Here is a 20,807-nt window from a genome sequence, read left to right as displayed (position 1 = left end):
ATCAGTTCTCAGTTCTCAGTTTTGAAAACTGTGACTGTAAAACTGTAAACTGATTTTATTTAACCTAAATTTTCATCTTCAAATTCACAAAATAATGCACTTTGTAACTTAGTGCCTTTGCAACTTTGAACCTTTAAAAATTTATCCTCTTCTCAAAACTTCATCAATCATTCCGTACTCTTTAGCTTCATCAGCAATCATCCAGTAATCGCGCTCGCTATCTTTATGTACTTTATCAAAAGTTTGTCCTGAATGTTGAGAAATGATGTTGTATAATTCATCTTTCAATTTCAACATTTCACGTAAATTGATTTCCATATCGGTAGCAACTCCTTGAGCTCCTCCTGATGGTTGGTGAATCATTACTCTTGAATGTGGTAAAGCCGAACGTTTTCCTGCTGCTCCTGCACACAATAAAACAGCTCCCATAGAAGCAGCCATTCCTGTACAAATTGTAGCTACATCTGGCTTGATGTATTGCATTGTGTCATAAATTCCTAATCCTGCATAAACGCTTCCTCCTGGAGAGTTTAAGTAAATCTGAATATCTTTAGACGCATCTGCACTTTCTAAAAATAACAATTGTGCCTGAACGATATTTGCAATTTGATCATCGATTCCTGTTCCCAGGAAAATGATTCTATCCATCATTAATCTTGAAAAAACGTCTAACTGTGAAATATTCAACTGACGTTCTTCGATAATATATGGAGTCATATTAGTTGGATTCATTGCACTTACGATTTTATCGTAATACATAGCATTCACTCCTTGGTGCTTTGTAGCAAATTTTTTAAATTCTTTACCGTAGTTCATATTTTTTTGTTCTAAGTTGTACGTTACTATATTGTATATTTTATTTCATCAAAGGTCATACCTCTTTATAAACAATGCCAATATGTCTTATTTTAAATTTGAAATCTAAAAAAAGAGAGCGTCAAAGAAAAATATTCTTTTGACGCTCAAATATACTTATTTTTTTTAGAAATTATTCTCCGTAAGAAGCTGCAATAAATTCTTCGTAAGTTACTTCTTTAGTTGTTGGGTTTGCTTTTTCTTTAAACAATACCAATAACTTCTCTGCAACAACTTGCTCAGAAAGTCTTTTTACTTCTTCTTGGTTTGATAATACTCTTGCTACAATTGCCTGAACTTCTTCGTCAGTTGGATTTGTTTGTCCAAATTGAGCCATTTGTTGTTTGATAGCGTTTGTTGTAAATGCTTTCAAGTCTTCAAATGTAATTTGGATATTACTTTGAGCCATTGCTTTTCCTTCAATTAATTGAAAACGCAATCCTTTTTCAGATCTTGTGTATTCAACTTCTGCTTCTTCTGGAGATAATTTTTTCTCACCTACAGTTTGCAACCATTTTTTAAGGAATTCAGCTGGCAATTCAAATTTAGTGCTCTCGATTAAGAAATCCTGAACATCTAATAATAATTTTTGATCTGCTTGTTGTGCAAATTGAAGCTCTGCATCTTCTTTAATTTTTGCTTTCAAATCTTCTAATGAAGCTACTTTACCTTCACCAAAAAGTTTATCAAACAATTCTTGGTTTAATTCTGCCAATTCTGCACCGTTGATAGCTTCGATAGTAAAATTAACATCTACTTCAAGACCGTGAACGTCATCATGACTTACTTTTAAGTAATCCATTAATTGGTGATCGTCTTCAAATAAACCTTTAGTGTTTACAGTTACAATATCTCCAACTTTTTTCCCGATGAATTTATCCGCAGTTTTTTTGTCTTTAAAGATAGAAAGTGAAATTGTTGTAGTATTGTTGATTCCTTTTTCTTCGTTTGTAAAAGTTCCTGTAATATCAGAATCTGCTACAACTACGTCTTGAGGAATTGCTTTTCCAAATTGTTTTTGGATACGCTCAACTTGACCATCAATTAATTTATCATCTGCAGTAACGATATATTTTACGATATCATTTTTAGCTTCAAGATTAATTTCAAAGTTTGGTACTAAACCAATTTCGTATTCGAATACTAATTCTTCAGCATCCCAATCAAAATTTTCGTTTTCTTTAGCAAGTGGAGTTCCAAGAAGATTTAATCTTTCAGATTGAATATAACGCTCCAAAGCCAAATCAACTACTTTTTTAACTTCTTCTTGTTTAATAGATTTCCCGTATTGTTTTTCAACAAGGTCTTTTGGTACCTGACCTTTTCTAAAACCTTTTACAGTTGCCAATGGCATTTTTTCGTTTATTCTTTTTGCTACTTGACCTTTGTAATCCATATGAACAACGTTCAATACAATTGTCTCATTTACTGCGTTTATTGCGACTCTTTTAATATCCATCTTCTTCTTTAATTTACATAATAAAATTGGGTTGCAAAATTATAAAATTTTTGCAACCCAACCAAGCTTTTTAATATATTGATAAGAAGTGCTTTTTAATACACTTTCTTATTACTCATTTATTTATCCTCTCCTAACACTTTATATGTAATCGACTGCAGTATAGATAGTACGATACTAAAAATTAATGCTGTCCAAAATGAGTCGACTGTAAACCCGCCAACAATTTTAGTACACAGCAAAATAATTAGCGCATTGATAACTAATAAAAACAACCCAAACGTAAGTAAAGTAACTGGCAACGTGAACAATACCAACAGTGGTTTTATAAAAACGTTAAGCAATCCTAATACCACAGCAACAATTAAAGCAATAGTAAAACTAGCTACGTGAACGCCTGGCATAAAATGAGCAATTAGCAATACTAAACCTGCGGTAATCAATATTCTGAGTAGTAATTTCATATTTTTTCGTTTTAAAATTCATTTAAAAGTAATAAAATTTTCATCAAAAGAATAATTATTTCTTCAAAAACTCAATGGATAGTTCGTAAAACATCTTAGGATTTTCGGCATGTAACCAATGTCCAACATTAGGAATTGTCTCGATACTTGAGTCTGGAAAATGCTGTTTGATATTCTCAAAATCTGAATCTAAAATATATCTTGAAGCGCCTCCTCTAATAAACAAAGTAGGATTATTAAAAATCAAATTAGCATCTAGTTCTTTACCAATAGCCTCTAAGTTTGTATTAAAAACTGGTAAATTAAATCGAAATGCTAATTGTCCCGGCTCGAGCCAATACAAATTTTTCATTAAGAATTGTCTTGTTCCAAAATCAGATATATACTCTGCCAGAATAGCTTCGACATCATTACGACTTGGTTTTAGCGAAAAATCGACTGCATTTAATCCAGCCAAAATATCCTGATGATGTTGCGAATAATATTTAGGCGCAATATCGGCAACAATTAATTTATTTACTTTTTCAGGATGTGTTGCTGCAAAAAACATAGCCGTTTTACCTCCCATCGAATGCCCAATGATATCGACTTTATCCAAATTGTTGGCTTGACAATATTCTAAAACATCTTGCACCATCGCCTCATAAGTAAATACATCCGAATGAAAGCTACGCCCGTGGTTACGTAAATCTAAAATATGAACCTGAAAACCATCGGCTGCAAATTGCGTTCCAAGTGTTTTCCAATTATCAGACATCCCTAAAAATCCATGAAGAATCAATAACGGCTTGCCTTCGCCTTCTATTTTTGAGTATAACATTTAATATAATTTTATTTTTAATTGACTAAATCATATTACAAAGGTAAAAAACTAATTTAACCTAGCGAAAATCACTAAAATCAGGTATTGCGACATCGTTATATAAGTGTAATTTTGCACGAAATTTATTTCTTTTAACAAAAAGTTTAAATTTTAAATTCTACCAAGTCGATTATTAAAAATTAATAAATTAGACACCCTTAACTTAAACCCTTTACCATGATTAAAAAATTATTTTTAGCCTCTGTGATTCTTTCGCAGCTTACTATTTCGTGTTCAAGTAATGACGACGAAACTATTACCGATCCAGATCCTATTACAAAAGAAGAAACATTACAAGAACAAATTGCTAGAATTAGCAAATTACCTTACTCTTCTTTAGCTCCTGCTGACCAAAAAGTAAAACTTGAGGTTGAAGCAAATGAAATGCTTGTACAAATGGAGAAAACGAAAACTTCTGGTGCAATCGAAGCTATCCAAAATTTAGGAAATTTACTAAGTCTTAGCCCAGCTGATATTTTTGGCGGAAAAAATGGAAATGAAGTAGAAGACATTTTAAAAGTAGCTGATGTTTACGGTATTTATACTTGGAACAACACTGACAAAATTTGGACTAAAGCATCTTCAAGTACAGAGTTAAAATTTGTTTTCCCTGCTAAAGCAAATGGAACAGAAAACAACGCAATATTTTCTGCTAAAAGTGTTTCTTCTGACATAAAAGTAGCGTTTACAGATACTTACGGAAGCTGGTCATATGACCCAATAAAAGAAGAAATGATTCAAACTCCAACAATAAATGATTACTTCTTTTTACCTACATCTGCAGATGCAATTTTAACAATTGGTGGTAATCAGGCAGCGACTTTTGTAACTAATGCAAAATACACTAACGGAATCGTAGCTCCAGACCAAGCTAGCTACAAAATGGTATTAAACGATGGATATACTCTTGAAGTAACTGGTAACAAAAAAGCTACTGACAACACTGGTAAAGGTTCATTTACATATAACGGAAAGAATTTAGTAGAATTTACTGCAGGAAGTACTGCAGATATTGATGGTTTATTAAAAGAAGAACCACTTGCGCAATACAGAGGTAAAGCGAATGGATTAGCAAAAATAATGGATAATTTTATTATTGTTGCCAATACAGATAACGAAGGAGAAGCAAAAGATGATGAAGCTTTAGAGAAAAGCTTAGTTTATCCTGACTATCCTAATGACAGCTATAAACGTAATAGTGATTACAAAGGATATCGCATAGCAATGAACACATACCGTCAAAAGCTATCTGAAGGCAATGTAAATAATTCAAATAAAAACACCAAACTAATTTTAGTATCTAAAAAAGACGGAACTAAGATTGCAGACATTATTCAACGTTCTGAAAAAGGGTATAGCTACACCTCAGAATTACCTGTTTGGGTAGCTCGTACAGGCAATTCTTATCCTGAAGGTGGATATTGGTCATTCTGGGAAAACAATCCAGAGATATTTACTAATCAAGAATACGAAGAAGTATCTTATTTAAAATTCAATGACAATACTCAAGTAGCAATGAGCGTTTATTTCTCAGAAGGATTTGAAAATATAAAAGCGGACTTCGATAAATTTTTAGGAAGCTTTAAAAGATAATTTACCTTTAAAATAATTAATCTAAAGCCGATTTGAATAATTTTCAAATCGGCTTTATTTTTTTAGAACCGTTTTAACCTGAACGGTACTTTGTCCGTAACCAGCCCAAATACCTACCCCTCCTTTAATATTCGATTTTAGACTTGTATTAGAGGGATAAATTGGGTTTTTGCTGTTTACTATTTCGTTTTGCCAACTGTTCCAGAAATCAAATGCCTCTTTGTTCATCGTTCTTAGTTTTACAAAAATTAAATCTCCATCGGTAAAATACGGCGTGAATTTAGTTTTAGGAAAAAGTAAAATCCCTCTGTTTATTTGCATAGAAACAGAATGAGTTTCAAATTTTTCATCATCTAGATTCCCATAAAAAGCAGGAACAAAAATTGGCTCTTTCTTATCTATTCTTGTGGCAATTTGATAATAATTCTTTTCATTTACAGGATCATCAAACTTTATAAAAGCATATCCTGTAGTATCACTTACATTCTTCTTCTCGTATGTTGCACTTATTATTGGTACTGTTTTAGGAATACTTGTAGTAGCTTCTAATACCCTATTTAAATATACAACCTTTAATGTATAGGTCTTTCCTGCTTTCCCAATTATATCGCTACCAAAATATACAAATGGTGGAACTCTGTCATCATCATTCCTAACTCTTAAAACCTCTGTTGTTTCCCCATCCGATACTGTTATCTTAGCCGAACGTATTACATGATCTAAAACATTGGTAGAATCAATAACATCATTTATTGGTATCGTTCTCGATAATATTACCTGTGGCCCATCTCCTTCTTCAATCCAACCTTCAACGGCTAGTTTCGATTCTAATTTAATTCCGTCACTAAAAGTATCGTTATTACAACTACACACTACAATTATCAAAAGAAATAAAATATACTTTTTCATCGTTTAAAATTTAAATCTCCAACTTATAGAAGGAAGTATTCGATACAAAACCTTTTTCTCTGGCTTAACAATTACACTATTTTTATCTTCATTCATAATCACACTTAACACCACATAAACAGGATTCTCAACACTAAATGTATTATATACAGAAAAATTAAGAGCACTTTCCTTTCTAGCAGTTTTTGTAAAATAATAATTAACCGAAAAATCTGTTCGAATATAATTTGGCATTTGTGCATTATTATACTCAGAATATTCCTTTACCGGATTATTATTTATAAAGTACCAAGATGTTGGCATAGTAAAACGATTACCTGAACTAAAAATTTGAGTAACTCCAAAATTCCATTTTGTGCTTAAATCATACGTTCCTACCAATGCCAAATTATGGCGTCTGTCATATTTTGCATAATAAGTATTCCCATTATTAAGCTTATCAAAATTTCTATCAGACCAACTTAAGGTATAACTTATCCATCCTTTAAACCTACCACTACTTTTTTTGAGCATAAACTCTAATCCGTATGCTTTTCCATTCCCTTCTAACAAATCATTTTTTAGTGTCGAAATTTGATTGAACTGTGTAACTCCATAAGGATATTCAAGCAAATGCTTCATCGAGCGATAAAATGCCCCAAACGAAGAACTAAAACTTTTCGAAATTGTTTGATTTGAACCTAAAGCAAATTCGTTTGAAGATTGTGCAGGAATTCCATCGGTACTCGCAATCCAAAAATCAGTAGGAATCCCTACACTCGAAGTTGTTATTAAATTTAAATATTGATTTTGTCTATTATAAGAAGCATAAAACGAGAGATTCTTATTCATATAATAATTAAGAACAGCACGTGGTTGAAAATGCAAATACGATTTTGATCCCGAATTATAATAGTTAATTCTTAAACCTAATTCTGCAATTAAATTATCTAATAACTTTGGTTTTGCTGTTGTAAAAACCGCCAGTTCATTAGCTTTAATTAGATTATTTTGGTTAGCATTATTCGCAGAACTTAAATTTTCTATCTCAATTTTTTGTGGCTGCAAATTATGATGAACATATTGTAGACCTGATTCAAAAGGAATTCCTTTTATCGAATAATCAACCGAATTGGTAAATCCAAAATCTTCTACAAATGATGAAATCTCCATTTGTATCGTCGATTGCTCCATATCTAACTCATTTGTATATCGCGTATAATAAATAGCATTAGACATTGTTACATCAGAAGATAACTTAGAAACTAAAGTAGGCGATATATTAAAATTACTCCATTTTAAACTCGCATCCAAAGCCAGATTAGAGTCATTTATTCGTAATTTGTCGGCACTTGTAAAAGCCGAAACAGTTAATAAGTTGTTTTTAGAAATCTCGGTAACAAAAGTTAAGTTAGCGTCCGAAAACCCGTATTTCATATCCTGAACATCTTCATCCTTAGAATTTGAACTAACCAGCGGAGCAATTATTTCGTCGATATACGTTTTTCTTCCTGAGATAGTAATTCCGGTTTTTTCGCTAATCGGAATACCTAATGTAATTTGTGATGCCAGCAAACCAACATTTCCTTGAACTGTAAATTTTGAAGGGATTGTTTTATTAGGAATTAATAAAGTTGTCGAGCTTAAGCGCCCTCCATATTTTGAATTAGAACTTGATTTATCAAATTCAACTTCTTGTATATGATCTGTATTATAAAACGGAAAAACACCTAATAAATGCGACATTCCATAAATCGGTGTTCCATCATATAACATAGAGTTATGCCCAGGATCTCCTCCTCTTACATACAAATATCCATTTGCGTCACCAGAATTCTGCACTCCGGGTGTTAGCTGTAAAATCTTAACTATATCGGTTGTTCCTAAAACAGTTGGAACCGTGGATAGTTCTTTAGGACTAAAAGATAGCTTACTACCGGTAAGATTCGTAATTGCCTTTTTTTTATCATTAGCGATCACAACTTCTTTTAAAAGAGAAATATCTTCTTTTAACTCAATAGCGATTATTGTATCACTCTTACAATCAAAACTGATAGATTTTTCTAGATATCCAAAATGACTAACAGTAAGTTTAACTAATCCCAATGGAAGATTTTGGGTAAAGTGACCCAAAGTATCACTCGTAGAATAGTAGTATTTATTATTAACTTTAAAAGAAATGTTTACTCCAATTAGGCTTTCATTTTCTAATGTTTTCACAGTTCCTGCTATTATAGCTTTAGATTGTGAAAATAGGTTAGAAAAACAGAGTAAACAAAATAAAATAATTAGTCTCAACACTTAATTTTAATAAGAAAAGTGCGAAAGTAAACAATTATAACCCAATTACATCAGGTTATAATTGTTTTAATTACTATGTTATTTTAGTTTACGTAAGTACATATTAACTACATTATCTAAACCAAGATAAATAGCTTCAGAAATCAAAGCATGCCCAATAGAAACTTCTAATAAACCTTGGATATTTTGTTTAAAAAACTCAATATTATCCAAACTTAAATCATGGCCTGCATTAATCCCTAAATTAAGTTCGTTTGCCAGTTTTGCAGCAGCAACATATGGATTTATTCCATTTTTATTACCTAAACTGTATTGATGTGCAAAAGCTTCGGTATATAATTCAATTCTATCCGTTCCTGTTTTCTTAGCTCCTTCAATAATTTCTAAAACTGGATCGACAAAAATCGACGTTCTGATTCCGTTACGCTGAAATTCCTGAATAACTTCGGTTAAATATGATTGATTTTTTATAGTATCCCAACCTGCAGAAGATGTAATTGCTCCAATAGCATCAGGAACTAATGTTACCTGTGTTGGCTTACATTCTAAAACCAAATCGATAAAATTATGTTGAGGATTCCCTTCAATATTATATTCGGTATATACAATCGCTTTTAAATCACGTGCATCCTGATAACGGATATGGCGTTCATCTGGACGAGGATGTATTGTGATTCCTTCTCCTCCAAACTTCTGAATATCGGTAGCAACTTTTAATAAATCAGGTACATTTCCTCCTCGCGCATTACGCAACGTTGCAATTTTATTGATATTTACACTTAACTTTGTCATATAAATGGATATTAATTCTAGTAACACTATATTTGTTACGACAAAAATACAAAGTAAAACTTAGGAGTTTTTGCTATTTTTTGATTATTTTGCATCAAATATTGCTGATTAATTTATGACAGACATTACAAATTATATTACCAATGACTTTAGAGCAATCAATAGCCAGGAAACCATAGCTTCGGTTCAGGATTTCTTTGCCGATTTGAGTTTCTCTCATTTTCCAGTTCTGGAAGATGGTGTTTACATTGGTAGTATTGCATCCGACGATATTGAAACCTTTGATAGCGACAAGAAAGTAATTGATTATAAATATACTCTCGAACATTTTTTTGCTCGAAGTAATATGATCTGGCTAGATGTATTGGAAGTTTTTGCTAAAAACCACACCAATTTAATTCCTGTTTTAGACGAAAACAACACCTATCTTGGTTTTTATGAAATAACCGATATCATTAAGTTTTTTCACGAAACCCCTTTTTTAAAAGAACCAGGAGGAATTATAATTGTAAAAAAAGGACTTCTGGATTACTCTATGAGTGAGATTACTCAAATTGTAGAAAGTAACAACGGCAGGCTTTTAGGTATATTTGTTTCTGATGCTAGCGCAGATAGTGTTCAGATAACCATTAAAATTAGTTTAGGAGCGATGAATGAAATTATTCAAACCTTCCGAAGATACAATTACGAAATTATATCAGAACACCAAGAAGACACATATATCAATAATTTAAAGGAACGCTCTGATTATTTAGACAAGTACCTTAATATATAGCTATAGAAAAAAGCGGGATGATAGCATTTGACAATAGCCAACTAACAAAACTAGTGCAAAATGAAATTTCGGTTGAAGAATTAGAAATTGACTTTATAAAACTAGGAAATCATTACAGTACTATTGACATCTTTGAAATCATCGAAATTTACATTAATAACCCTGGCATTGAAGGTTATAATTTTGAAAATTCAAATCTTACATTTAAAGAAAGACTAGAAAAACTCAAAACACTAAACGGATACATACATTTTGCTGGCGGACTTTCTTGCAGTGTTAAAGATCAAAAAATTTCAAATTTTACATTAACAAAAAAATATATTGAACCAATAATTAATTTTAATCGAGAAAATATAATTAAGTATCACGGAAAACCGGATTACGAATTAATTGATGATTTATCTCATGGAGGTTTTGACTATGCGATTGACAGCTATATCTTAGTCTACAATAATTTAAATTTTTATTTAGACCCTAATCAAGATCACTTAATAGAAATTTGCACAAAAAAATTAGACCTAAAATCGTTTACGATAAGACAATAAAGACCACGCAACAAATGAAAGTAGCTATCTACGGACAATACTATCTAAATAGTACAGACCCAATTATTAAAGACATATTTGTTTTTTTTACTTCTAATAATGTCGAAATGGTTATCGAAGCCAATTTCCTGAAGATGCTTCACGAAAAAAAGATAATCGAAAAAGAATACAAAACTTTTTCATCTCATACAGAATTAGACAGTAGCTTTGAAATGCTTATAAGCATTGGTGGTGATGGAACTATTTTAAGAGCAGCAACCTTAATTCGTAATTCTGGAGTTCCTATTTTAGGAATTAATGCAGGACGATTAGGATTTCTTGCTACTGTACAAAAAGAAAACATAGCTGCATTTATGCAATTTGTAATCGACAAAAAATACACTGTATCCGAAAGAACTTTATTAAGTTTAACAACCGAGCCAAGAAATGAAGCTATCGAAGAACTTAATTTCGCAATGAATGAAGTAACAGTAAGCAGAAAAGACACTACTTCGATGATAACAGTAGACACTTATTTAAATGGTGAATATTTAAATTCTTATTGGGCAGACGGATTAATTATATCAACACCAACAGGTTCAACGGGATATTCACTAAGTTGTGGTGGCCCGATATTAACTCCAGATGTAAATAGTCTTGTAATTACACCTATTGCACCCCATAATTTAACAGCTAGACCGCTTATAATTCCAGATAATACCGAAATTAAACTTCGCATATCAGGAAGAGAAGATCATTATCTTATATCTTTAGACTCAAGAATAGCATCAGTTAAAAACGAGTCTATTTTAACCATAAAGAAAACAGATTTTAAAATAAATATGGTCGAAATCCCAGGAGAAACCTTTTTGAAGACCTTACGTAACAAACTACTTTGGGGCGAAGACAAAAGAAATTAAGTTCTTTTTAAACATACGACATACTTTTGTAGTTTTTTTCTCGTTTTGCAAGTATCGAATATCCAGTAATTGTTGAGATATTTCATCTTTAATTCAAAAAAAGACAGATTTAACTTAATCAGCATTGATTCGTATTGATAATTATTATATTTGCACGCAATTTTTAATTAAATGAACAAAATTTTTAATTTATTGTTATGTTTCTTCTCCTTTGTAAGCATGAACGCTCAGATACATGAGGTAGGTGTTTTTTTAGGAGGTAGTAACTATGTTGGAGATGTGGGAAGCACGACGTATATTGCGCCAGAAAAGCTTGCCTTTGGCGTATTGTACCGATGGAATCAAAGTCCGAGACATGCATATCGCTTTTCGTACACACAATCAACAATCACTGGAAATGATTCAGATTCAAAAGAAGGTGGTCGAAAACAAAGAGGATATCGTTTTGATAACACAATCCGAGAACTTTCTGCGGGACTTGAATTCAATTTTTTTGACTTCAATTTACATGATTCCAAAAGAAAGGTTACTCCGTATGTGTTTTCAGGAATTAACTATTTTAGATACGAACAGTTATACATTCAATCGGGCGAAACAGAAAAAGAAAAGAATTCAGGTTCATTTGCAATTCCTATGATATTAGGTGTAAAAACAAATTTAACCACAAATTTTATCTTAGGATTAGAGGTTGGAGCGCGATATACCTTTACAGACAACCTTGATGGTAGTAATCCAGATAATGATAATTTAAAATCATTACGTTTTGGAAACTTAAATAATAATGACTGGTATGTTTTCTCGGGAGTAACTTTAACGTATACCTTTGGAAACAAACCTTGCTATTGCCCTTATTAAAAAAAATGAATTTAGACACATTAGATAAAACAAACTTACCACGACATTTAGCCATTATTATGGATGGAAATGGACGCTGGGCAAAACAACAAGGTTTCCTAAGAGCTTTTGGTCATGAAAACGGAACAAAATCAGTAAAAGAAACCATTGAATCTTGCGCCAAGCTAGGAATCGAATATTTAACATTATACGCCTTTTCTACAGAAAATTGGAACAGACCTAAGTTAGAGATCGAAACTTTAATGAAGATACTTATAAACTCATTAAAGAAAGAACTTGGTACATTACAAAAAAACGACATCAAACTTAATGCAATTGGAAACTTAGAAAAGTTACCTCAATCTGCTCAAAAAGAACTTTTGGATGTTATTGATAAAACAAAAAATAACACAAGGCTTACGCTCACATTAGCTTTGAGTTACGGTTCTAGAGAAGAACTTGTAAACGCTGTTAGAATCATCAGTAATAAAGTTAAAAATAATATAATTTCAATAGACACTATTGACGATTCAATTATAAATGAGCATCTTTACACGCAAAATTTACCAGATGTAGATTTATTAATACGAACAAGTGGAGAACATAGAATAAGTAACTTTTTGTTGTGGCAAATTGCCTATGCAGAATTATATTTTACTAATGTCTTATGGCCAGACTTTAAAGAAAAGGATTTATATGAGGCTATCATTAGTTATCAAAAAAGAGAACGTAGATTTGGAAAAACAAGTGAACAAATTAAATGATTTTTTAGTGTTACAAAAAAGAATAAAAATAGTACTTACCCTATTGGTTTTTGGTAGTTTTTCACAAATAAAAGCGCAAGAAAGAATTCCTTTTGACCAAGGGAAAAAATATATTCTTGCCGACGTATCTGTAATTGGTAAAATAAGTTTCAATGAACAAACAGTTGTTACCTTTTCTGGCCTACAGAAAGGACAAGAAATAACAGTTCCTGGAGAAGAAATAAGTGGAGCCATCAAAAAACTGGGAAAGCTTGGTCTTTTCGATGAAATTTCATTCTATGTAAATAGGATAGAAAACGATAGTATATACCTGGACTTAGACATTGTAGAGCTTCCTAAATTAAACGAAGTAAAATTTGTTGGTATTAAGAAAGGTAAAGTCGAAGCATTAATTAAAGACAACAGTTTAACAAAAAACAAAATTGTAAACGAAAATTTAATTACGACAACCAAGAATTATATTGAAAATAAATACAAAAAAGAAGGTTACTTTAATACAAAAGTAACTATTACTACTACTGCCGATACAACCTCAACAAACCAAGTAAACATGCTGGTGCGTGTAGATAAAGGTGATAAGGTGAAAATTAGCAAAATCGAATTTGAAGGCAATAAAGCATTATCTGATGCGTCTTTACGTGGTGCAATGAAAGACACCAAGCAAAAAAATCCTATCCGTATTTTTAAAGCTTCAAAATTCATTAAAGACAAATACAAAGCTGATTTAGATAAAGTTATCGCTAACTACAAAGAAAAAGGATATAGAGATGCAAGGATATTGCATGACTCTATTACGTACGATAAAAAGAAAAACACATTAGCGATAAAAGTAGATATTGAAGAAGGTAACAAATACTACTTTGGTGATATCAAATTCTTAGGAAATACCGTTTACTCAGACCAACAATTAAATCGTTATTTAGGTATTAAAAAAGGAGAGACTTATAATGGTGTCCTTTTAGAAAAAAGGATTGCTGATAAGACGAAACCTGATGCAGAAGACATCACCAATTTATACCAAAACAATGGGTATTTATTTTCTAACATTAATGCTGTAGAGGTAAAAACCGTAAATGACACCATTGATTTTGAAATTAGAGTTACTGAAGGTCCAATTGCATATTTTAATAAAATCTCAGTTGTAGGTAACGACAAAACAAACGATAAAGTAATTTACCGTGAACTAAGAACTAAGCCAGGTGAAAAATACAGTAAAGACTTATTAGTAAGAACTATTCGTGAGATTGGACAATTAGGATTCTTTGATCCTGAAGCAATCGACCCAAAATTCAAAAATGTTGATGCTGCTGCAGGAACTGTAGATATTGAATATCATCTTGTAGAAAAAGGATCTAGCCAGATAGAACTTCAAGGAGGTTACGGTGGTGGAGGTTTTATTGGAACCTTAGGGCTTTCATTCAACAACTTCTCTGCTAGAAATTTATTTAACAAAAGCGCTTACAAACCACTACCAATGGGTGATGGACAAAAAGTAGCCCTTCGTTTACAAGGAAGTACTTATTTCCAGACTTATAGTGTATCGTTTTCTGAGCCTTGGTTTGGAGGAAAAAAACCAGTACAATTTAGTACATCGATATCTTACAGTACACAGTTTTTAAATAACTATGTTACACAAAAAGTAGATAAGAGTAAGAGTTTTAACATCTTGACGTTATCTGTTGGTAAAGCCAAAAGATTATCTGTACCAGATGACTTCTTTGTACTATCACAATCGATTAGTTACCAACATTACGATTTACATAATTACAACACTGGATTATTTACTTTCGGTAATGGAACATCAAGAAACTTAGCATATACTATTGGACTAACAAGAAGTAATAAAGGGGTTAACCCAATATTCCCAACATACGGTTCTGAATTTAGTATTTCGGCAAAAGTAACTCCGCCTTATTCTTTATTCAACGGAATTGACTATGCTAACTTAGGAAATGAGAAAGAATACAAATTACAAAATACTGTTGATAGATCAAATGTTCCTGATGCAAATGGAAACATTGTACAAATAGGTGACTATATTGATGCAAACGGAAACAAGGTTAGCGACTATACTCTTGCCGCTACAGACCAAGGAAAAGTGGATCAAAAGAAATTTAATTGGCTAGAATACTACAAAATTAAGTTCAAAGCTGACTGGTACACGAAAATTTATGGTAAATTAGTACTCCGAACGCTAACTGAATTTGGTTTCTTAGGAGCTTATGACCAAGCTAGAGGTGTAGTTCCTTTTGAAAGATTCTATATGGGAGGTGATGGAATGGCTAATTACTCTATGGATGGTAGAGAAACAGTAGCGTTAAGAGGTTACGAAAATAACTCATTAACACCTATAATTGAAGACAGAACCAATCCTAGATATGGTGAACAAATTGGAGCAACGATATATAATAAATTCTCTATGGAATTACGTTACCCAATAACACTGAAGCAATCGGCATCAATTTATGTGCTTACATTTGCAGAAGCGGGTTCATCTTATCCAACCTTTAGAGATTATAATCCATTTGATTTATACCGTTCTGTCGGTGCTGGTTTACGTGTATTCATGCCTGCATTTGGATTATTAGGAATTGACTTTGGTTACGGATTTGATGAATTGCCAGGACAAACAAAACCAAGCGGTTTACGCACACACTTTATTATTGGACAACAATTTTAATCGTATTGGTTAAAAATTTCAAATAAATTAATGTTATGAGAAAACAATTTTTATTTATATTTTTGGCCCTGATTGTAGGAATTACAAGTCAGGCACAAACCAAATCGACAAAAATAGGGTACATCGACATGGAGTATATTTTACAAAATGTCCCTGACTATAAAGAGGCTCAAACGCAATTAGAGCAAAAAGCAGAAAAGTGGAAGCAAGAAATTGAGACTAAGAAATTAGACATCAATAAACTTAAAGATGCTTTGAAAGCCGAAAAAGCTTTATTAACGAATGAGCTAATTGACGAAAGAGAAACAGAGATTAAGTTTCTTGAAACTGAAATGTTAAATTATCAACAACAACGATTTGGTGTTAATGGTGATTTAATTAGACAAAAATCGTCGTTGGCAAAACCAATACAAGATCAAGTTTTTACTGCTGTTCAAGATATTGCTGAAGCAAAAAAATATGATTTTATCTTTGATAGATCATCTGATTTAACGATGCTTTTTGCAGCAAAGCGATACGATGTTAGCGATCAGGTTTTACGAGTTATTACCAGAACAGACAAAAGAGAACAGCTTACGAAAAAACAACTCGCTATAGAAGAAGCGAAAGAAAATAAAGAAGCTGCAATCGATGAAAGTCCAGCTTTACAAGAAAGACAAAAAGTCTTAGATGAAAGAAAAGCTGCAAGAGATAAAATACTGGAAGACAGGAAAGCAGCTCAGGAAGAAAAGATAAGAGTATACGAAGAGAATAAGAAAGCAATTAGAGACGCAAGAGAAGCTAAAAAAAATGGCACGGTTTCTGAAACAGTAAAAAAAGAAGGTGTTTCAACAACTGCGACTCCTACAACGGAAGCAGCAAAAACAGCTGCAACTGATGAAGCTAAAGACAAACAAAGATTAGCCGAAGACAAACAGAAAATGGTTGATGACAGACAAAAACTGTATGACGAACGCAAAAAAGCTTTAGAAGAAAGAAGAAATAAGATTTTAGAAGAAAGAGAAGCTGCCAAAAAAGCAAGAGAGCAAAAGGCTAAAGAGGACAAAGAAAAACAAGGAAATACGACCAATAATTAATTAATATTTTAAAATGATGATGAAACAAATCAAAACTTTACTAATTGCTGCAATACTAGTTTTAGGAGCAAACCAAATGAATGCTCAAGCAAAAGTAGCTCACGTTGATGTAAGCGAAATTATGTCTAAAATGCCAGCAATGATAGACGCACAAAAACAACTTGAGAAATTAAGCGGTACATATGATGCAGATTACAAAAAAATGGTAGAAGAATACCAAGCAAAATTAAAAAAATACGAAGCAGAATCAGCTACAGTTACTGATGCAGTTAACGGAGAACGTTCTAAAGAAGTTCAAGACATGCAAAAAAGAATTGTAGACTTTAGAGATAACGCTCAAAAAGAATTACAACAAAAAGAATCTGATATCGTTAAACCATTAATGGAAAAAGTGAGAGCTTCTATCCAAAAAGTTGGAAAAGCAAAAGGATACCAATATGTTTTAGATGGTTCTACTCTTTTGTTAGCTGACGGTCCAAACGTAACTGCTGATGTAAAAAAAGACTTAGGTTTCTAAAAAACTGTCTTATAAAAAATAAAAAGCTGCTCGCCAATAAAATGGTTCGAGCAGTTTTTTTTTATACATAAAAATTAATTTTATTCCACTCAAAAATCCTAGTTAAAGGCTTTTTTTTGATTCCAAAAAATACTTAACTTTGTTTTTATGACAAACAATAATCCCATAGGCGTTTTCGATTCAGGCATTGGTGGCACTTCTATTTGGACTGCAATTCATCAGTTACTCCCTAACGAAAAGACAATCTATTTAGCAGATACTAAAAATGCTCCTTATGGTCAAAAGACTAAACAGGAAATAGTGGACTTAAGTAAAAAAAATGTAGATTTTTTACTAGATATGGGTTGTAAACTAATTGTTGTTGCATGCAATACCGCAACTACAAATGCCATTAAAGAATTAAGAGAACAATACACTGTTCCATTTATAGGAATAGAACCTGCTATAAAACCAGCTGCAACAAATTCAAAAACGCAGACTATTGGAATCCTGGCTACTCAAGGTACTTTAAACAGTGAGCTTTTTAACAAAGCAACCGAAATGTACCAAGACACCAAAATTATTGAACAAGTAGGTCATGGTTTAGTACAATTAATTGAAAATGGAGATTTAAATTCTCCTGAGATGGCTCAACTTCTTGAATCTTACCTCAGACCAATGATTGAGGCTAATATTGATTATTTGGTATTAGGATGTAGTCATTATCCATATTTAATACCTCAGATAAAAAAAATATTACCCGAACACATTCATATTATAGATTCAGGTGAAGCTGTTGCAAAACAAACGCAAAATATATTACGCGAAAAAACAGGATTTAATAATGGCCCTGTAGATGAACCTATATTTTATACCAATGGTAATCCAAAAGTTTTATCGGATATACTAGAGAATAAATACAAAGTTGAAGAGAAAGATTTTTAACTATTAATCAATTTTTCTCTTAACAAACCATAAACCATCCAATGATAAATTGAGAGATATTTTATGGTAATTCTCTTTTATGAGTCCATCGCCAATTTTCCCTTTTTGTCCGTAAGAGTACGAAATATTTAAAGTAGAAAAAGAGTTGCTCTCTAAAGGAAGCGTTAATCCAAGCGAAAAAGACACGTTTTTAACCCTCTGATTGTCGACTTCCAGATAACCGGTATCATAATTTATTCCTGTTCCATACCCAATACGATCTACGTATTTACGAGCATTCTTTTTACTCTTATAAGAAACTCCGAATGCAAATCGGTCTTGATTTACAAAATCTCCATACAATTCTGATTGCTTAGTGTCATTCCAAAGGCTCTTTTCATAATCAAAAGACATGGTCAAATTATTTTTAAAAACCTTGCTAACCCCTACTCCAATTTCTGTAGGCAAATAAAAATCATCAACGTCTGAAGCCGTATCAGAATCTGTGGTTATTGTACCCGAATCTCCTACAATTGTTACGCTTTGCACTTTAGAAGCTTTTATTCTTGATGGTGATTTAAAGGTTGACCCAATTGCTAATGTAGAATCTATTTGATATTGAACTCCAAGAGTTGGCCTTAGCCCGTTGTAATTAGTTTTTTTGTTAATATTAGTAATAGAGTTCATTACCGTATAATACCTATCATCTGTAGTGCTACCAAAAAGTACAGCCGCAGAAAGTCCCAAAGACAGTTTTTTATTGATTTTGTAGGCATACGAGAAATCAAAATTATTTAAACCTCCTGTTCCTGTTACATCTAAATTATACTTATCCTGACTATTTTCTATTGGAATTTTAAGATTTGAAATCTTAAATGCTCCACTCGAATAAGGCCGTAGAGCTACACTAAAAGCCGACTTTTGTGTAAGTGGAAAAGCAAATGCAATATGAGAAAACTGAGCATTGTTACGATTCTCGGATTTTGAATTATTTTGATATGTGGTTTCGATAAATTTACCTCCAACATCAAACAAAAAATGGTTTTGATACATAAATCCTAATGAAGCTGGATTAAGATTATTAATAAATTCACTAGATGGTAATGCAATTCCCAAAGAGCCAATAGAAGGAATTGACCCAAAATCTGAATCATATAAACTACCCAATCCGTAAAGTGAATATGGAGAACTAGAAATACTTTGAGAAAACGATGTCAACGACATTAAAACTAGTAAACTTGCAAACGCTATTTTATTTTTCATTTAATAAGTGATGTAATAAATTTTCAATTCCATTTTATTGCTTTGTAATTTCTGATTTCCCAAAACAAGTCGATTAACTGCTTTATTTATATTAGGCAGCGTAATGATTAATGAGGATTTCAGATCAGACTGTTTCAACATTTCTTTTTGTAAAAAACCTCCTATCGCAATTTTGTATGCTACATTTTCATTAAACTCATCACTAGCTTTATTTAATAAGGCATACATGGCCGCGCCCGACGAATTATTAAGCGTACCACTAATTCTGTTTAAATTATCTCCTACATACACACGTAATGAATCAGCCAGTGGATATATCTTAGAATAAGAATTGGCAACTGGTTTTATTATCAATTGAGCGTCTACAATTGCTCCTTTTTCGGCTATATATTTAAGTTTCTTTATACCTGGAAAATCAATCCTACAAGCAATTCCTGTTCCTGACTGAATAAAGCCCTTATTCTCCGTTTGGGAACTTGGCAATTTACTTGAAGAAACTGGCAAGTTTTCAATAAGTGTACCTGTCCTGTCTAATGAGATATTATTAAACTGCTTGGAAGCATCCAGAATAGAGAAATCTTTTATTAGAGAAGTTTCAGATTGCCCTTGATATATTGAGTAATAAAGCCGCACTACACTTGTTGCTTGATTAAACCCGATAACACTCGATGAATTTGCAGTAGATGATGTAAGAACCATTCCTTTTAAGTATTCTGTAAATTCATCAAAATTGGTAACTTCCTTTTTCTTTAATTTCTGAAAGAGCTCTGAACCAAAAACATCACTCATTCTTATATTAATAGAGTCTTTTTCAGTTGGTCGAGGTTTATATGAAATCATCCCCAAACTTTCAGGAGCATAAGTTAAAGTCGAATTATTGTAGAAATTTTTATCCTCCTTATTTGGCTTAACTTTTTGAGTTAATCGATGAATATCGAATGTCTGAGTTTGGGTTGTATCTCCAAAAAAATAATTATCATATCTCAGAACCATTGCAATGGAATCAAATACATAATTTGGCAAATTCGTATCTGAACCTCCTGTATTTAAGTTATAATTATTTGCAATTAATTGGAGGTAACTATCCGATTTTACCTTCCCAAAAATAGGATCTACATAGTTTCCTACCAAAATCCTTTTTTGACTAGATGTAACCAATGAATCAAAATTGATAGTAGACATATCAACAGTCAAGGTATCGATTAAAATTACTTTATTCCCTATCGATAAATAATCCGACCCAACTACAAATTCTCCGGCATCTCTATCCGAATTACAGGAAGTCATAAAAACTCCCAGAAACAACGGTAACAATAACTTGTACATAAATATTTTTT

19 protein-coding genes are annotated in these 20,807 nt (G+C 32.1%); 10 read left to right on the top strand and 9 right to left on the bottom strand.

From position 1 onward, the window contains the following. Positions 1–141: 141 nt before the first annotated feature. The 4 genes from clpP to SHI72_RS00255 form a co-directional block, all read right to left on the bottom strand. Positions 142–816 (bottom strand): ATP-dependent Clp endopeptidase proteolytic subunit ClpP, encoded by a 675-nt coding sequence (gene clpP / locus SHI72_RS00270; protein ID WP_039114814.1) that lies wholly within the window; start codon positions 814–816, stop codon positions 142–144. Positions 817–988: 172 nt separating this feature from the next. Next, a complete protein-coding gene (locus SHI72_RS00265) occupies positions 989–2,314 on the bottom strand; it encodes a trigger factor (protein WP_323488679.1) in 1,326 nt (441 codons plus the stop codon). Positions 2,315–2,433: 119 nt separating this feature from the next. Next, positions 2,434–2,778: a phage holin family protein gene (locus SHI72_RS00260; protein WP_086895011.1), complete on the bottom strand. Its 345-nt coding sequence runs from the start codon at positions 2,776–2,778 to the stop codon at positions 2,434–2,436. A 55-nt stretch (positions 2,779–2,833) separates the two neighbouring features. After that, positions 2,834–3,598, bottom strand: a complete 765-nt coding sequence (locus tag SHI72_RS00255) for an alpha/beta fold hydrolase (RefSeq protein ID WP_323488678.1) — start codon at positions 3,596–3,598, stop codon at positions 2,834–2,836. A 219-nt stretch (positions 3,599–3,817) separates the two neighbouring features. Here SHI72_RS00255 and SHI72_RS00250 point away from each other — a divergent pair, with 219 nt between their 5' ends. Next, positions 3,818–5,233 carry a hypothetical protein gene (locus SHI72_RS00250; protein ID WP_323488677.1) on the top strand — a complete coding sequence of 472 codons (1,416 nt, stop codon included), beginning with the start codon at positions 3,818–3,820 and terminating at the stop codon, positions 5,231–5,233. Positions 5,234–5,287: 54 nt separating this feature from the next. Here the strand turns inward: SHI72_RS00250 and SHI72_RS00245 are convergent, their stop codons facing one another. From SHI72_RS00245 to SHI72_RS00235, 3 genes are all read right to left on the bottom strand, one after another. Continuing rightward, the gene (locus tag SHI72_RS00245; RefSeq protein ID WP_323488676.1) at positions 5,288–6,142 is read right to left on the bottom strand and encodes a DUF4249 domain-containing protein; all 855 of its coding nucleotides are present in this window, start codon (positions 6,140–6,142) and stop codon (positions 5,288–5,290) included. Positions 6,143–6,145: 3 nt separating this feature from the next. Beyond that, entirely contained in the window at positions 6,146–8,341 is a 2,196-nt protein-coding gene (locus SHI72_RS00240; RefSeq protein WP_323488675.1) for a TonB-dependent receptor, read from the bottom strand. 159 nt (positions 8,342–8,500) lie between these two features. Then, positions 8,501–9,214, bottom strand: coding sequence for a pyridoxine 5'-phosphate synthase (locus SHI72_RS00235; protein ID WP_323488674.1), 714 nt, complete (start codon positions 9,212–9,214; stop codon positions 8,501–8,503). A 115-nt stretch (positions 9,215–9,329) separates the two neighbouring features. On the opposite strand from SHI72_RS00235, the gene SHI72_RS00230 reads away from it, so the two are divergent. The 9 genes from SHI72_RS00230 to murI all read left to right on the top strand — a co-directional run bounded on the left by SHI72_RS00230 (position 9,330) and on the right by murI (position 18,228). Further along, a complete protein-coding gene (locus SHI72_RS00230; protein ID WP_039114823.1) occupies positions 9,330–9,989 on the top strand; it encodes a CBS domain-containing protein in 660 nt (219 codons plus the stop codon). Positions 9,990–10,006: 17 nt separating this feature from the next. Further along, on the top strand, positions 10,007–10,534 hold the full coding sequence (locus SHI72_RS00225; protein WP_323488673.1) for a hypothetical protein: 528 nt from the start codon (positions 10,007–10,009) through the stop codon (positions 10,532–10,534). Between the two features lie 14 nt (positions 10,535–10,548). Continuing rightward, positions 10,549–11,433 (top strand): NAD kinase, encoded by an 885-nt coding sequence (locus tag SHI72_RS00220; RefSeq protein WP_323488672.1) that lies wholly within the window; start codon positions 10,549–10,551, stop codon positions 11,431–11,433. 171 nt (positions 11,434–11,604) lie between these two features. Beyond that, a complete protein-coding gene (locus tag SHI72_RS00215; RefSeq protein WP_039114829.1) occupies positions 11,605–12,288 on the top strand; it encodes a DUF6089 family protein in 684 nt (227 codons plus the stop codon). A gap of 5 nt (positions 12,289–12,293) precedes the next feature. Beyond that, positions 12,294–13,031, top strand: a complete 738-nt coding sequence (locus tag SHI72_RS00210; RefSeq protein ID WP_039114832.1) for an isoprenyl transferase — start codon at positions 12,294–12,296, stop codon at positions 13,029–13,031. Then, positions 12,964–15,711 carry an outer membrane protein assembly factor BamA gene (gene bamA, locus SHI72_RS00205; protein ID WP_039114833.1) on the top strand — a complete coding sequence of 916 codons (2,748 nt, stop codon included), beginning with the start codon at positions 12,964–12,966 and terminating at the stop codon, positions 15,709–15,711. The genes SHI72_RS00210 and bamA overlap by 68 nt, the downstream gene beginning before the upstream one ends. Before the next feature lie 35 nt (positions 15,712–15,746). Continuing rightward, positions 15,747–16,787: an OmpH family outer membrane protein gene (locus SHI72_RS00200; protein WP_039114835.1), complete on the top strand. Its 1,041-nt coding sequence runs from the start codon at positions 15,747–15,749 to the stop codon at positions 16,785–16,787. Between the two features lie 19 nt (positions 16,788–16,806). Beyond that, positions 16,807–17,304 carry an OmpH family outer membrane protein gene (locus SHI72_RS00195; RefSeq protein WP_035617878.1) on the top strand — a complete coding sequence of 166 codons (498 nt, stop codon included), beginning with the start codon at positions 16,807–16,809 and terminating at the stop codon, positions 17,302–17,304. Between the two features lie 147 nt (positions 17,305–17,451). Further along, entirely contained in the window at positions 17,452–18,228 is a 777-nt protein-coding gene (gene murI, locus SHI72_RS00190) for a glutamate racemase (protein ID WP_323488671.1), read from the top strand. Positions 18,229–18,231: 3 nt separating this feature from the next. On the opposite strand, the gene SHI72_RS00185 is transcribed toward murI, so the two are convergent. Then, entirely contained in the window at positions 18,232–19,470 is a 1,239-nt protein-coding gene (locus SHI72_RS00185; RefSeq protein ID WP_323488670.1) for an aromatic hydrocarbon degradation protein, read from the bottom strand. Next, a complete protein-coding gene (locus tag SHI72_RS00180) occupies positions 19,471–20,796 on the bottom strand; it encodes a DUF4270 family protein (protein WP_323488669.1) in 1,326 nt (441 codons plus the stop codon). Positions 20,797–20,807 lie beyond the last annotated feature (11 nt).

Origin of the sequence: Flavobacterium sp. PL02 (assembly GCF_035013205.1) — a bacterium.
Lineage (GTDB): Bacteria > Bacteroidota > Bacteroidia > Flavobacteriales > Flavobacteriaceae > Flavobacterium.
Note: the sequence above shows the minus strand (reverse complement) of the source record. Positions and strands in the feature narration are given on the sequence as shown.

Bases quoted from the DNA above. Each gene is read 5' to 3' on its own strand.
- clpP (WP_039114814.1), bottom strand. From the start codon at position 816: ATGAACTACGGTAAAGAATTTAAAAAATTTGCTACAAAGCACCAAGGA.
- SHI72_RS00265 (WP_323488679.1), bottom strand. From the start codon at position 2,314: ATGGATATTAAAAGAGTCGCAATAAACGCAGTAAATGAGACAATTGTA.
- SHI72_RS00260 (WP_086895011.1), bottom strand. From the start codon at position 2,778: ATGAAATTACTACTCAGAATATTGATTACCGCAGGTTTAGTATTGCTA.
- SHI72_RS00255 (WP_323488678.1), bottom strand. From the start codon at position 3,598: ATGTTATACTCAAAAATAGAAGGCGAAGGCAAGCCGTTATTGATTCTT.
- SHI72_RS00250 (WP_323488677.1), top strand. From the start codon at position 3,818: ATGATTAAAAAATTATTTTTAGCCTCTGTGATTCTTTCGCAGCTTACT.
- SHI72_RS00245 (WP_323488676.1), bottom strand. From the start codon at position 6,142: ATGAAAAAGTATATTTTATTTCTTTTGATAATTGTAGTGTGTAGTTGT.
- SHI72_RS00235 (WP_323488674.1), bottom strand. From the start codon at position 9,214: ATGACAAAGTTAAGTGTAAATATCAATAAAATTGCAACGTTGCGTAAT.
- SHI72_RS00230 (WP_039114823.1), top strand. From the start codon at position 9,330: ATGACAGACATTACAAATTATATTACCAATGACTTTAGAGCAATCAAT.
- SHI72_RS00225 (WP_323488673.1), top strand. From the start codon at position 10,007: ATGATAGCATTTGACAATAGCCAACTAACAAAACTAGTGCAAAATGAA.
- SHI72_RS00220 (WP_323488672.1), top strand. From the start codon at position 10,549: ATGAAAGTAGCTATCTACGGACAATACTATCTAAATAGTACAGACCCA.
- SHI72_RS00215 (WP_039114829.1), top strand. From the start codon at position 11,605: ATGAACAAAATTTTTAATTTATTGTTATGTTTCTTCTCCTTTGTAAGC.
- SHI72_RS00210 (WP_039114832.1), top strand. From the start codon at position 12,294: ATGAATTTAGACACATTAGATAAAACAAACTTACCACGACATTTAGCC.
- bamA (WP_039114833.1), top strand. From the start codon at position 12,964: ATGAGGCTATCATTAGTTATCAAAAAAGAGAACGTAGATTTGGAAAAA.
- SHI72_RS00200 (WP_039114835.1), top strand. From the start codon at position 15,747: ATGAGAAAACAATTTTTATTTATATTTTTGGCCCTGATTGTAGGAATT.
- SHI72_RS00195 (WP_035617878.1), top strand. From the start codon at position 16,807: ATGAAACAAATCAAAACTTTACTAATTGCTGCAATACTAGTTTTAGGA.
- murI (WP_323488671.1), top strand. From the start codon at position 17,452: ATGACAAACAATAATCCCATAGGCGTTTTCGATTCAGGCATTGGTGGC.
- SHI72_RS00185 (WP_323488670.1), bottom strand. From the start codon at position 19,470: ATGAAAAATAAAATAGCGTTTGCAAGTTTACTAGTTTTAATGTCGTTG.
- SHI72_RS00180 (WP_323488669.1), bottom strand. From the start codon at position 20,796: ATGTACAAGTTATTGTTACCGTTGTTTCTGGGAGTTTTTATGACTTCC.